This window comes from Rhodanobacter sp. C06 (assembly GCF_002001105.1).
Lineage (GTDB): Bacteria > Pseudomonadota > Gammaproteobacteria > Xanthomonadales > Rhodanobacteraceae > Rhodanobacter_A.
Genome location: NZ_MUNP01000070.1, coordinates 192,454 through 205,092, shown reverse-complemented (window position 1 = coordinate 205,092; position 12,639 = coordinate 192,454). Strand labels below are relative to the sequence as shown.

Genomic DNA, 12,639 nt, shown 5'->3' with positions numbered 1-12,639 from the left:
GGGCGACGTACGCCGTCTCGCGGATACGCCGTAGACCTGACCGCTCGGCGAAGTGACGGAAGTCGCCCATCGCACGGAGAGTGGCGGAGACCGCGACCGCGCCGAAGGCCTTCCGCCACACGACGTTCGCGAGCCACGCCGATGCGTCCACCGGGGACGCGTGGACCTCCACGACGCCCTGCGGGTCGCGGGTGAGCCAGCGCGCCACCGGTGCGTCAGCCTTGTCGTCGTCAAAGGAAAGCAGAGCAAGGGTGTCATGGCAGGACTGCAGCCAGGCCGATGCGTCGCCCAGCTCGCGTACGATGCGCGCCACCATCCCAGACCCCGCCCCCGCCGGCGGCTCCTTCGTCAGCTTCTCCTTCTCTCGCTCCACCTGGTCCAGCAGCACCTTCGCGCGGGAGGCGCCCAGCTCAAGATCCGAGCGCAGCCCGTCCAAGGAATGCGCGTGGAGGCGCGCTGAGGTCGCTGCGCCGAAGACGCGCCCGTACCGGCGTCCCGCCGCGACGCTGGCCTCGCTCGCCGGGAGGAGGGGAGTGATCACGCGGCCCAGTGCGTCCAAGACGGACGCGACGTCGCGCTCCGCTTCGGTCAGCCGGTCGAGGGCCGACGCACCCAGCACCTTCGCCCGTACGCCGCCGGCACGCTGGATGACCTCCATCGTCGCCTTCAACCGCTTGGCGTGTCCGCCTATGACGACACCGTCCGCCTGCGCCTCCACCGCCACGTCGGGCAGGTGGTGCGCCTCGTCCACGACAAGAATCGACTCGTCCAGGGGAGGAAGGATGGCACCGCCACCACCCTCCCGCTGGTCGGCCAGCAGCATCGCGTGGTTCACGACGACGACGTCGCTGTCGCGGATGGACCGGCGAGCGCGTAGGAGGCCGCAGCCGGTCGCGAACGGACAGCCGGCGCCGGCGCCGGCGCAGCCCTTCGACGTCGTGGTGAGCAACGGTCGCAGCCGGACGGAGAGGGGGCGCTGCCAGGTGTCGAGGTCGCCGTCCCACTCGCGGTCCTTCCGCGAAGCCCACGGTGCTCCTACCGCTTCTCGCTCCTCTGCTGTCGGCTTGAAGGGCCACTGCCCGCCGACGGTGGAGTCGCCGCCGAGGTCGAGGCCGAGCTGGTCCGGGTCCTCGCCGGACAACGAGGCGAGGTTGCGGTCGCAGAGGTACCGGCCGCGTCCTTTGACGATCGCCGTACGGACGGGAGTCGCGCCGAGACTGGCGATCGCGGTGAGGTCGTTCGCGAGCTGCTGTTGGAGCGCGACGGTGGCCGTACTGACGATGAGCGTCCTGCCGTGATGCTGAGCCGCAACGAGACCGGCGATGAGGTAGGCGATGCTCTTGCCGATCCCCGTAGGACCTTCGAGGGCGATCAGCCGTACGGCGTCCTCGTCCTCCGGTTCCAGTGCCCGCGCGATCGCGTAGATGGCGCGGTCCTGCTCTCGCCGCCGCTGGAATCCGGGCTTGCCGGACGCCAGCGTGGTGAGCCATTGCTTGATCCCGTTTACCGTACGACCGCTGAGGTTGCTCATGCGACGAGGATCGCCTGCGCGTGGCGGTGCTTGGCCAGGATCGGGCGAGGCAGCGGTACGCGGTCCGCCGGGGTGCCCTCCGCGGCCCACTGCTTCTCCATCGCCTGGCGAAGCCTGACCTGTGCCGGCATCAGCGGGCGCAAACCCGCCTGCATCAGAGCGCACGCGTCGTACTGGCCGGCGCGGTTCAGGGCCGCCTCCGGGTCGCGCGCGAACTCCTCGACCGTGACGCCCAGCTCTTCGAGATACGCAGCCTTGTAGACGCCGGGGAACGGATTGACGACGGTGGTGGTCATGGCGGACTCCTTGTCCTTTGGGTGACTTCACCCCTTCGATACCACTATCCGTCGTACGCGCAAGACCTCTACCCGATCCCCCTATCTCGGGTGACATCGCGGGCTTTGTGTCTCTACTTGGGCGCCTATTATCTACATAGATAGGCGCCCAAGTAGACGCGCGCAGGGTACTTGGGCGCCTATGTACTGGCGCCTTCCCCACCGTTGCGTTGATGGCCGCTTGGATGCCATAGCGCTACCCGTGATCGCGTGAGCTCGCGGCGCCGCATGCGCGGAACCCGACGTTGTCGGCGGCGGCGCTCCGTGCACGCGATAGCCCCTTCCTGGATACATGGGAAGGGCGCGTCGCCGGCAGTCAGCGGCCCACGACGAATCGGCTGTTGCGGGCCGGTGCGTGCGATCCACGCCGGAAAATGACTCCCGGTGGCGGCGCGGGACCATGAAATTTGCCGTTCTGCGCTTTCGTGCACCGCCGTGCTTCCGTGTGCATCCATCTGCATTCTCCTGCGTTTCCCGCGCACGCGGTTCTACACGATGTGCATCGATGTGCTTCTCCGTGCCATGTCCTGCATTTTCCGCCGCGATGTGCACTCTTCTGCGTTTGCATGCGTTCGCCTGCTTTTTTCTCGACCCGCGCGGCGATGGAGAGATGCGTCGTTGTGCATCGACATGCCTTTTCAACACACATGCGTTTTCGTGCATTCGGCGTGCACCCGAATGCGTCTCGAAGCTGGCGTTGAGTCACGATCCTATGGCTGTCGGTGATTAGCGACCGTTATCGGGGGTAACCTGAGTACGGATTTTCGGCTAATCAAGCGGTTGACTATGGTTAGTCACGGTGGCGGTTGTGGAAGCAGGCGGTCGTACTCTTTCTTGACCACGGCATAGCATTCGCAAGTGCGCTGCTCGAGTCCGGCGCGATCAATGACCGTGATGTGGCCGCGCTGGTAGCGGATCAACCCGGCTTGCTGCAGGTTGCCGGCGGCTTCAGTGACGCCCTCGCGGCGCACGCCAAGCATGTTGGCGATCAGTTCTTGTGTCATCGCCAACTCTTCGGAATTCAGCCGATCCAGGCTCAGCAGCAGCCACCGGCAGAGTTGCTGATCCAACGAGTGATGGCGGTTGCATACCGCCGTCTGGGACATCTGAGTGATCAGGGCTTGCGTGTAGCGCAGCAGCAAGTGGAGGACGGGGCCGGCACGATTAAATTCCTGCAGCATCAGGTCCGACTTGAGGCGGAATCCCTGGCCAGCGCTCTGTACCAGTGCGCGGCTTGGCGTCGACTCGCCGCCCATGAACAGCGAGATGCCGACGATGCCTTCGTTGCCGACGACCGCGATCTCGGCGGAGGCGCCGTCTTCCATCACGTACAACAGCGAGACGATCGAGGTCGTTGGAAAGTACACGTGGCTCAAACGACTGCCGGACTCGTAGAGCACCTTGCCGAGTGGCATGTTCACGGGCTCGAGGTGCGGCAACCAGCGTCCCCATTCGGCTTGGGGCAGAGCGGCGAGAAGTCGATTCCGTCGCGGATCGGAAGCTTCAACCATGGCTTTCCTCTATCGTTCCGGAAGTGAATTTCGGCGTCCCTTGGCGACGCAACTATTGGTACGGCCAAGTATGCCACCGGAAGAGGCGACGCTGTTGACGCGGGCTACCCCGGAGTCTCGCGCTCAGTACGGAAGCACGCCGGACATCATATCGGCGCCGACGTATGTGTGCCGTCGTACAGAGACGGGGCTGTTATGCGCGTAGGTTAGTCATGTCATTGAGGTCGCAATCCCGCGATGGGAGATGATCATGGACAAGAATCGCATCGAAGGTACCAAGCACGAAATCAAGGGTGCAGTGAAGGAGGCCGCAGGAAAAGTCACCGGCAATCCGGTGAAAGAGGCTTCCGGCCAAGCCGAGAAACAGGTTGGCAAGTTCCAGAAGGAAGTGGGCAAGAGCCGCGACGACTACAAGAAGCACACGTGAGCCATGGCCGGCGGCAGGCCATGTCTCCGCCGCCCATGAGTCCGCTGTAACAAACGGAAGCCCCCGGGACGGACCCCAGGGGCTTTCGCTTATGTCCCGGCATCATCGCCCAAGGGTCTCATATACCAGCGCATCAACGGCCGCATCGACGCACCGTGCACCAGGATGGAGACTGCCACGCAGACCAAGGTGAGCGTGACCAGTTTCTGTGCGAGCGGACCGTTCACCCCATGCCGGATCGCGAACAACAGATAGAACACGGAGCCGATCCCGCGAATGCCGAACCAGCCGATCATGGCGCGTTGGGGCAGGCCTGCGGATCTCCCGAGGGTGCCGGCGAACACGGCTGCCGGCCGTATCACCATGAACAGCAGCGGGATGAACCACCACAGGTCGCGCCACGGGGTCATGTAGGGGAGCATCGCGCCGACGAGCAGCACCATGGTCAGTTCGGCGAGCTTTTCCAGCTGGGCGTTGAAGCCGCGCACGGCATGCGTCATCGTCGCGCTCGCGTGGTGGGACGCACCGTAGGCATGCCGGTGGAACGGAGGGACCGTACCGAGCGACGTCGCCCCGGCCTGCGGATGTTCCTTCACCCGTTGCAGCGCCAGGCCTGCGGCGAATACGGCCAGAAACCCCGATGCGTGGCAAAGCTGCGCCACGCCATAGGTCACCGCGACGATACCCAGCGACACGAACTCGTCGAGCCCGGTCGCCTGTCCATGGCGCGTGCGCAGGTGCACGAGCAGCTTGCCGATCGCGGCGCTCAGCAGCGCACCAATGCCGAGCCCGCCCACGGTGGCCCACAACACGTCTATCGCCCACCAGTGCCATCCGTACGCACCGAGGGCATGCAGGCCCAACAAGCCGAGGCCAAGCAGCACGAAAGGGAAGGCGGTGCCGTCGTTCAATGCACCCTCGCCGGCAAGGCTGAAGCGGAGGCCATCGGGATTTGTTCCGCGCTCCGTTTTGACCCCCGAGGCAAGCACGGGATCGGTAGGTGCCAGGATGCCACCTAGCAACACCGCGCCACCCAACGAGAGCCCCAGTCCCCAGACCCCCGCCGCAGCGATGAGCCCGACCGTGATCGTCATGGAGACGAAGGCCAGTCGCAACGACAGTATCCAGCGTCGGTCGAGCAACGGCACCTCCATCCTCAGACCGACAGTAAACAGCGAGATGAGTAGCGCCATCTCGGCAATCCGCCCCAGCAGGTCCGGGTTGCTGCGTGGATCGGGTGCTATCAGGCCAAGCCAGGCAGGCCCCATGGCGTAGCCGATGACGAGATAAACCATCGCGCTGCTGAGCAGGATGCGGGCGAGCAGCGACCCGGTCAGCACCATGGCAATGAGCAACACGCCGAGCAGGAGCGACCACAACGGGTCAGACATGCGGATCCCGCCGTTGGCGGACGGCCGCGTCGCCCGTCGGGCGATGGATGGACGGGAAAACGATGTCGGCAGCTCCGGCTTGAGAACCTGGCACGGCCATGTTGGCGCCCATGGAGAGGGCGAACCCCTGCAGCGCGTCGATGCCGCTGGCTCCGGCCGCACGCACCCATTGCATCATCGACTCCGCCACATGGTCCGCACAGCGGCTTTCCATCAACGCGGCAAGCTGTGTTCGGAACCGGCAGATGGTGCGCAGGCGCGGCCGGGCATCGATCCACGCATCAAGGCGCCTCCGCTCGTCCGTCGACAGCCAGCGGCCGCCGTCGGCCAGCGCATGGCGCAGTCGTATCGAAAGTGACGGTGTGTGGCGATCCCTGTACCGGACTTCCTCGCGCACGACCGGCAAGGTGACCTTGCGGAAGAATTCCGTCATGACTTTCACCCGTGGCGCCAATGTCACCGGTTGTGCCTTGCGAATGGCCAGGTGGTTCGTCATGTTTGCCTGTTCGACGACGGCGATGCGCTTGACCTCCGCGAGCCCGAGTCTGGAAAGGGCCTGGATGACGAACCATCCCAGATCGAATTCGAAGCGGCGTACCGAGAACTTCGCCGAACCGGGAAAGGCGTGATGGTTGTTGTGCAGCTCCTCGCCACCGACCCAGATGCCCAGCGGCACGACGTTGGTGGACTTGTCCGCAGTCTCGAAATTGCGATAACCCCACCAATGGCCGATGCCATTGACCACGCCGGCGGCCCAGAAGGGAATCCACATCATCTGGACTGCCCATATCGCCATGCCGCCGACGCCGAACAGAGCCACGCTGATGAACGCCAGCAGCGTCGGACCCCAATTGCAGTGAGGCGTGTACACGTGGCGTTCGATCCAGTCATCTGGCGTGCCACGGCCGTACTTGGCCAGCAGCTTTCCGTCGTGGCGTGCCGCGGTATAAAGCTCGCTGCCTTCCCACAGCAACCGGCGGATGCCGACGATGTAAGGGCTGTGCGGGTCTTGCGCGGTATCGGCGTGCGCATGGTGCTTCCGATGCACGGCAACCCATTCGCGGGTGACCACCGCGGTGGTCAACCAGCTCCAGAAACGGAAGAAATGCGCGAGCGCGGGATGGAAATCGACCGAGCGGTGTGTTTGGCTGCGATGCAGATACAGGGTCACGGTGAATATGGTGAGCTGCGTCGTCACCAGCAGATAAAGCAGCACTGTCGTCGGCCCTGCGTGGAGCAGACCGTACGAAGCCGTGTCTAGCAGGTCGTCGAACATGAGGCTTTCTTATGGGGTCGGTGTGTCTTCTGCTGCGCCACCACAGGGCGGACGAGGCGGAGCAGCCGATGGTGCATCGGGCCGCGAAAAGCTCCTGGTCTTCAAGCGCACGGGGCGACCGATGCTTTCATCCCGATGCACTGGCGCAAGGTCATGATGCAGCGGGTGGTGTACGCCGTCTGTACCCGACCGCACACAGTCCATGGTGCCCATTGTCAAGGCTTCTCCGGAAGCCCCGACGTTCGTTATCGAACAGATATCGATCCACCACTTGGATAATGTGATTTGCGGCAAGGCACGCATGAAGAATCCTGCCATCCGAGGTCGAGGTTTCCGAGGTGCAGTGCTTGCTTCACCGATCCCAAGGAGAATCGAAATGACCATTGGCACCATTATTCTGGTGGTACTCGTCCTGCTGCTGATCGGCGCGATCCCACGTTGGTCGTACAACCGGCAATGGGGCTACGGTCCAACCGGTGGCCTGGGTCTCATCGTGCTTATCGTCGTCGTATTGATCTTGATGGGGCGAATCTAGCGTCTACGGGCCCGGGACTCGGCTTCACCGGCCATGTCCGCCGGAACTGCATGCACGAAGCACGCGCACAGGCAACGAAAGGACGGTATCGATCATCGACTGCTCCGTACGCCATATGCGCGTGCCAGCATGGGGGGCTGAGAGGTGACAGCAGGAATCCTTGCAGCCGGTTGCCGAGGGACTACCGCGCTGGTCGCTGGCCGCTGTCGCGGGAGGAGCGCAACAGGGCGGGATCGGCAGTCCCATAAGCCGGCGCCAACGAGCGCTCGACCGATCGAATCGGCACGCCTCCAGCGGAGAGGCGTCTAAGTTCGGCTCGCAGCGACTCGTTTTCCTGCATGAGTTGTTCATTGTGTTGCAGAAGAATGTCGAAGTCCCGTTCGAGACGGCTGTCGCCGTTGCAGGTTGTAGTCATGGCTTTTCCCGATAATCCGCACGGATGTAGAAAGACGGACACTGCGAAGCATGCGAACCGAATGCCGGAAGTAGCAGATGGTCACTGGTTGTCGATTGCCGCGTCTGCCCCCGGGCATCAAACCCTGGACATGGGCGACGCTGCCGTGGCCATTCCTGCATGCCACCAGAGCCGCCGCAGTTCCGTCACTTTGTCCGCGAGAGCGTGACCTCTCCGACGTCGACGCCAAGATCGATGCCTTTACCGGTGCCGGACAGCGCAAGGGAAACATCTCCCTTGGTGAGCACCTGCGCCTCGCTTGCGTTGCCGGCTCCCGCATGAGCTTCGGCGTCACCGTAGTGGCCGAGAATCTCCGATATCGAATGCACGTCGGTGAAACGGCCCGTTCCGTCGTCGATACGGGACTTGCCAACCGTCAGGCCACCGCCCCTGGCGACAATCTTGACGTGCATGGACTGGCCATCCCGGCAGGTGACGAAGCCGCGTCCCTCCGACTGCTTGTAGACAAGCGACCAGGTTGAAAGAGAGAACTGCATCGTGCAGTCCAGGTCGGCGGAATGTTGGGCGCGCGCCAGACCTGGATGAACGGCCATGGCCGTGACGATCAAAACCGAATTCAATGCGAGAAGATGGCGTTTCATGAGATGTGTCCTTTGTCTGCGTTGTCACTTGCCACGCCCATGCGCACGGAAGTGGTGACAGGGGGCGTTGGGTGGATGTCTGAACCGGGCCACTTTTGTGGCATTCCGGTCACTGGAGGTGCCTGTCCCGGGCGAACCGCCCGAGCTTTGGAGATTGTCGCGAAGTCGCGCCGAGAGCAGCGAGTGCACACAGGCATCATCGAATATCCCGTGCCGGCTGTATGTACGATGCGACACACAACATTTGCGGGGGCAGATACGCGATGTGGCGGGGCGGGCGAACCGATTGTGGATAGTGCGGCGGAGCCTGCCTGGTCCCCCGATTCGTTCTCGTCAGCCTTCTCTTCTCAGAGCATGCCCTCGATCGGCAACAGCCGGAGCGCCCATACTTCCAGCCGACGCATCATGCTGACGCCGGGATCGCGGTCGTAACTTACCGGCTTGCCGTCGTCGCTCGCCAGCCATCGCATCCGGCCGGCGTGCGGCAGGCCTCTCGCGACCAGGATCACCCGATAGGCGTTCGCCGGCCGGGTGGCGTTGTCGAAGAACTGCTTCACCGCGGCCGCCAATGCCGGGCTGTCGACGATGATGCCCATCTCGGTGTTCAGCAGCTTCGAGCGCTGGTCCATGTTCATCGAACCGATGAAGGTTTGTTGCCGGTCCACCACGATCGCCTTGGCATGCAGGCTGACGCCGGACGAGGTGCCCTTGGCGGTTGCCGGTTGCGGCGCGCCGACGGCGGGACGCAGTTCCCACAGCTGCACGCCGCCTTCCAGCAGTGCGCGCCGATGCCGTGAATAGCCTGCATGCACGGCCGGCTCGTCGGTGGAGGCGAGCGAATTGGTGAGTACCTTTACCGTCACGCCGCGTGCTACCAGGCCGACGAGATAACGCACGTCCTGCTTGCTGGGCACGAAGTACGGCGAGACCAGCAGCAGTTCGTGTTGCGCCCGGTCGGTCATCGCCCGGATCTGGGGGGCGATGCGCAGCGCCGGGTTGTCCTGATGTGGTTCGATCTTGGCCGGCTGGTCGGCGACCAGCCTCGCCGGCCCCCAGAACCACGCACCATGGCGGTCGCCCGAAGGGCCGTCGGGATAATCCTGCGCCGCCGCCTGCGCGTAATCCGTTTGCGCGAAGTGGCGTGCGTCGCGCCCGAGGTTGGCACGCAGTTGCGCCAGGTCGTAGTGGTTGGCACGCTTGCCGCGGAACGCCGTGACTGGGTAGGCGGCGGGGCAGTTCCAGTATTCGTCGAACGCGCGCGAGGCTTCCTTCACCACCGGCCCGATCGCGATCAGGTCGAGGTCGCGGAAGTCGGTGGTGCGGTCGACGCTGAAATAGTCGTCGCCGATGTTGCGGCCACCGACGATCGCCACGTTGTTGTCCACGATGAACGACTTGTTGTGCATGCGGTGGTTGAGCCGGCTCGGCGAGAACAGCAGCTGCACGGTCTTGGACAGCAGCGAGGGCTTGCGCGTGTGGAAGGGGTTGAACAGGCGCACCTTGAAGTTCGGGCTCGCGTTCAGCGCATCGAGCATGCCGACCTCGTGGCTCACGTTGATGTCGTCGATCAGCAGGCGCACGCGCACGCCGCGATCCGCCGCGGCCAGCAGGTGCTGCGCCACCAGCCGGCCGGTCGCGTCGTTCTTGAAGATGTAGTACTGCAGATCGACCGCGTGCTTGGCCTCGTCGATCAGCGCCACGCGGCTCATCAGCGCATTGGTGCCGTCGGTCATCAGGCGGAAGCCGGACTGCTGCGGATGCTGGTCCGCCGCGGCATGCACGTAGCGCGCGCTGGGCGTGCTGGTGGTCGGCGGCAAGGCATGCGACGGACGCTTCACGAAATCGGTGCGCAATGCCGAGCAGCCGCCGAGCGCCAGCCCGAGCAGCGCCAGCGCCGCGCAAGCGTTCGTACGTCGCAGCCAGACGTTCATGGGGTTGCCGCCGACGCGAAACGGAATCCAGGCGCCTTGCCTCGTTCCGCGTCCATGCCACTGGAGCGCCCGGATCAGGACGCCGGTCCGGTGGTGGAATCCCACCCGGACTCCCCGACTGTGCGCTGCGTGCCGTCAATATGGCGCGACAGCGGATGCTGCTCACTTGCCCCAGGTGACGAACATCACCGCCGCCGCGGCCGCCATCACCGCGGTGGCGAGCCAGCCGAACAGTTTCAGTGTCCAGTGCATGGTGAACGTGCCCATCACCTTGCGCCGCGAGCCCATCAGCATCATCACGACCATCAGTGGCGCTGCTACCACGCCGTTGATCACCGCACTCCAGTAAAGCGCCTTCACTGGATCGATCGACGTGAGATTGAGCGCCATGCCGGCGAGGCTGGCCACCACCAGTACGGCGTAGAAGAATTTCGCTTGGTGCAACTTGTGCTCCAGCCCGGAGCGCTGGCCGAACGCGCCGGCGGCTGCGTAGGCGGTGGCGCCGGCCAGCACCGGCACCGCCAGCAAGCCGGTGCCGATGATGCCCGCCGCGAACAGCGCGAACGCCAGCTTGCCCGCCAACGGCCGCAGCGCCTCGGCCGCCTCGGCGGAGGAAGTGATGTCGGTCTTGCCATGCGCGTGCAGCACCACCGCGGCGGTGAGGATGATGAAGAACGCGATCAGGTTCGAGAACAGCATGCCCACCGTGGTATCCACGCCGATCCGGCGCAGCGCGCCGGTGCCCTGCCAAGGCGTGTGCTTCAGTGCCTTGCGGCCACTGCCAACGCCCATCTCCTCCACCTCCTGCGACGCCTGCCAGCAAAAGAGATAAGGGCTGATCGTGGTGCCGAGCAGGGCCACCACGCCGACTGCGTACTTGGCGTTCCAGGTGATCGGCGGCATCACGATGCTCCTGAACACCGCTGTCCACGGCACGTGGATCACCATCACCGTGCCCACGTAGGCGAACAGGCTCAACGTGAGCACTTTCAGGATCGGCGAGTAGCGCGAGAACGGCATGAACAGCTGCAGCCCCAGCGACACCACGGCAAAGCACAGCGTGTAAAGCAGGGTCGGGCCGCCGATCAGCAGCTTCAGCGCCGCGCCCATGGCGCCGATATCCGCCGCCAGGTTGATCACGTTCGCCACCACGAGCGAGACCACCAGCGCATAACCCAGCGGGCGGGGGTAGTACTTGCGGATGCCGTCCATCAGACCCCGACCGGTGACCCGGCCGATGCCGGCGCTGACGCCTTGAATCGCGATCATCAGCGGCATGGTCAGCAAGATGCACCATAGCGTGCCGTAGCCGAACGCGGCGCCGAGCTGCGAATACGTGGCGATGCCGCTGGGGTCGTCGTCGGCGGCCCCGGTGATCAGGCCCGCGCTGAAGCGGCGCCACAGCGGCACGGCCGACTTGCCTTCCCCTGCGGGTGACTGTTCGACCATGGCCTTTGCTTTCGATAGGAGCCTGTTCAATAGCTCCCCGCAGCCCGTTTGGGGATCATCGGCAGGCTCCGGGTGCCTCCGCTCTTACGCCAGCGCTCGGTGTTGGTCTTCGGCGGATTTGCCGAAAGCCCGGCCTGCCATCATGCCTTCGCCGCCGGGGGCGTCTGATGCCGCCATGTTCCGCCTTCGTCAACAAAGCTGCCCGCCGCCTGGGAAAGGCTCCATGAGGCGAGCGCTTCGACGGTCAGGCTTATGGTTTTCTCGCAAGGCCGGGATGGATCGTTCGTGGCTGCGCGGGATTGCAAGTCGGATCCGGAGATGACGGCGCGTACACCGCCATCGTGCAAAATCATGGACTTCAAGAAGCACTCCTCTGGTGGAGCATGACACTGCTGTGGCCGGCATTATGCGTGTGCGCAGGCCCATTCACGAGGTTCGATTTCTCTCACCGGCCAACACTGAATGACCGGCATGATCTTGGTATCCAAATGTCTCTTGCAGAAAGATTGGGCGATCCAAGGCATGCACGGGGTCGCCTTTTTCATGTGATAGCTCGCCACCTATGGTGGATCAATGACTCAGGAGAATGCTGCTGATCACGCCGGTGGTCACGACAACGAGCAGGAAATCGCCATTGTCGCTGCGCACCCAATGGTATCCATGCGGCGGCTCGCGCAGGTGCTCGGAACGCCAGTCCGATACGACATAGCGGTTGTTGCGATAGTCATTGGGCATGACCCCGCCTTTCCTGTACCAGCCCTCGTGCGTGCCCCGGCCATGCATGACCGAACTGTTCTGGCGATGGCCGTTGTTGTCGTGGTCATGGGATTGGGATGCCATTGCCACATTGGTCATCAACAGGGGCGCGCAAATGGCCATGGCCAATTTCGTTTTCATGACGTACTCCTTCGTGAATGCCATGTTTGCGGGAATGCCGCAAACGGTGACAGTGGCATATGTCTGCGTACGTGCTGTCCAGCGGCAGATCGTTTCGAAGGCACGGCAACTGCAAGACGGTTATTGCATTGCATCGACCTGATGCACCTGGGCAAGATGGCGGCACGGCATCGATTTGCCGCCGTTGTTTTCGACCCGATCGCCGCGGTTGGTTTGAGCGGGTCGAGTATCGGGCCACGGCCATTTACGCAGAAAATCCGCGGATGATCCGTTCGGTCGCGCACAGACGACCAGAGTGTG

Annotated in this window: 12 protein-coding genes; 2 read left to right on the top strand and 10 right to left on the bottom strand. The window is 64.0% G+C overall.

Translation table 11 applies throughout. The annotated features are described in order from the left end of the window. The 3 genes from B0E52_RS15705 to B0E52_RS15695 form a co-directional block, all read right to left on the bottom strand. Positions 1-1,531, bottom strand: a 1,531-nt coding sequence (locus tag B0E52_RS15705) for a DEAD/DEAH box helicase (protein WP_077485332.1), incomplete at its 3' end; no start/stop codon positions are given. Continuing rightward, positions 1,528-1,827 carry a hypothetical protein gene (locus B0E52_RS15700; protein ID WP_077485330.1) on the bottom strand — a complete coding sequence of 100 codons (300 nt, stop codon included), beginning with the start codon at positions 1,825-1,827 and terminating at the stop codon, positions 1,528-1,530. The genes B0E52_RS15705 and B0E52_RS15700, both read right to left, overlap by 4 nt. 833 nt (positions 1,828-2,660) lie before the next feature. Beyond that, entirely contained in the window at positions 2,661-3,377 is a 717-nt protein-coding gene (locus tag B0E52_RS15695) for a Crp/Fnr family transcriptional regulator (RefSeq protein ID WP_077485329.1), read from the bottom strand. Positions 3,378-3,627: 250 nt separating this feature from the next. On the opposite strand from B0E52_RS15695, the gene B0E52_RS15690 reads away from it, so the two are divergent. After that, positions 3,628-3,804 (top strand): CsbD family protein, encoded by a 177-nt coding sequence (locus tag B0E52_RS15690; protein WP_077485357.1) that lies wholly within the window; start codon positions 3,628-3,630, stop codon positions 3,802-3,804. Between the two features lie 89 nt (positions 3,805-3,893). Here the strand turns inward: B0E52_RS15690 and B0E52_RS15685 are convergent, their stop codons facing one another. Next, complete coding sequence (locus B0E52_RS15685) at positions 3,894-5,195, bottom strand: sodium:proton antiporter (RefSeq protein ID WP_077485327.1); 1,302 nt, start codon at positions 5,193-5,195, stop codon at positions 3,894-3,896. Next, a complete protein-coding gene (locus tag B0E52_RS15680; protein WP_077485326.1) occupies positions 5,188-6,471 on the bottom strand; it encodes a fatty acid desaturase in 1,284 nt (427 codons plus the stop codon). The genes B0E52_RS15685 and B0E52_RS15680 overlap by 8 nt, the downstream gene beginning before the upstream one ends. Before the next feature lie 376 nt (positions 6,472-6,847). Between B0E52_RS15680 and B0E52_RS15675 the strand changes: the two genes are divergently transcribed. After that, positions 6,848-7,006, top strand: a complete 159-nt coding sequence (locus B0E52_RS15675) for a DUF3309 family protein (RefSeq protein ID WP_077485324.1) — start codon at positions 6,848-6,850, stop codon at positions 7,004-7,006. Between the two features lie 600 nt (positions 7,007-7,606). Here the strand turns inward: B0E52_RS15675 and B0E52_RS15670 are convergent. The 5 genes from B0E52_RS15670 to B0E52_RS15655 form a co-directional block, all read right to left on the bottom strand. After that, a complete protein-coding gene (locus tag B0E52_RS15670) occupies positions 7,607-8,014 on the bottom strand; it encodes a hypothetical protein (protein ID WP_077485356.1) in 408 nt (135 codons plus the stop codon). A 395-nt stretch (positions 8,015-8,409) separates the two neighbouring features. Then, positions 8,410-9,993, bottom strand: a complete 1,584-nt coding sequence (locus B0E52_RS15665; RefSeq protein WP_077485323.1) for a phospholipase D family protein — start codon at positions 9,991-9,993, stop codon at positions 8,410-8,412. 162 nt (positions 9,994-10,155) lie between these two features. Then, the gene (locus B0E52_RS15660; protein WP_077485321.1) at positions 10,156-11,442 is read right to left on the bottom strand and encodes a divalent metal cation transporter; all 1,287 of its coding nucleotides are present in this window, start codon (positions 11,440-11,442) and stop codon (positions 10,156-10,158) included. A gap of 140 nt (positions 11,443-11,582) precedes the next feature. Then, positions 11,583-11,804 carry a hypothetical protein gene (locus tag B0E52_RS18450; protein WP_139351719.1) on the bottom strand — a complete coding sequence of 74 codons (222 nt, stop codon included), beginning with the start codon at positions 11,802-11,804 and terminating at the stop codon, positions 11,583-11,585. Positions 11,805-12,012: 208 nt separating this feature from the next. Beyond that, on the bottom strand, positions 12,013-12,339 hold the full coding sequence (locus B0E52_RS15655) for an RcnB family protein (protein ID WP_077485354.1): 327 nt from the start codon (positions 12,337-12,339) through the stop codon (positions 12,013-12,015). Positions 12,340-12,639: the final 300 nt, after the last annotated feature.

Bases quoted from the DNA above. Each gene is read 5' to 3' on its own strand.
- B0E52_RS15700 (WP_077485330.1), bottom strand. From the start codon at position 1,827: ATGACCACCACCGTCGTCAATCCGTTCCCCGGCGTCTACAAGGCTGCG.
- B0E52_RS15695 (WP_077485329.1), bottom strand. From the start codon at position 3,377: ATGGTTGAAGCTTCCGATCCGCGACGGAATCGACTTCTCGCCGCTCTG.
- B0E52_RS15690 (WP_077485357.1), top strand. From the start codon at position 3,628: ATGGACAAGAATCGCATCGAAGGTACCAAGCACGAAATCAAGGGTGCA.
- B0E52_RS15685 (WP_077485327.1), bottom strand. From the start codon at position 5,195: ATGTCTGACCCGTTGTGGTCGCTCCTGCTCGGCGTGTTGCTCATTGCC.
- B0E52_RS15680 (WP_077485326.1), bottom strand. From the start codon at position 6,471: ATGTTCGACGACCTGCTAGACACGGCTTCGTACGGTCTGCTCCACGCA.
- B0E52_RS15675 (WP_077485324.1), top strand. From the start codon at position 6,848: ATGACCATTGGCACCATTATTCTGGTGGTACTCGTCCTGCTGCTGATC.
- B0E52_RS15670 (WP_077485356.1), bottom strand. From the start codon at position 8,014: ATGGCCGTTCATCCAGGTCTGGCGCGCGCCCAACATTCCGCCGACCTG.
- B0E52_RS15665 (WP_077485323.1), bottom strand. From the start codon at position 9,993: ATGAACGTCTGGCTGCGACGTACGAACGCTTGCGCGGCGCTGGCGCTG.
- B0E52_RS15660 (WP_077485321.1), bottom strand. From the start codon at position 11,442: ATGGTCGAACAGTCACCCGCAGGGGAAGGCAAGTCGGCCGTGCCGCTG.
- B0E52_RS15655 (WP_077485354.1), bottom strand. From the start codon at position 12,339: ATGAAAACGAAATTGGCCATGGCCATTTGCGCGCCCCTGTTGATGACC.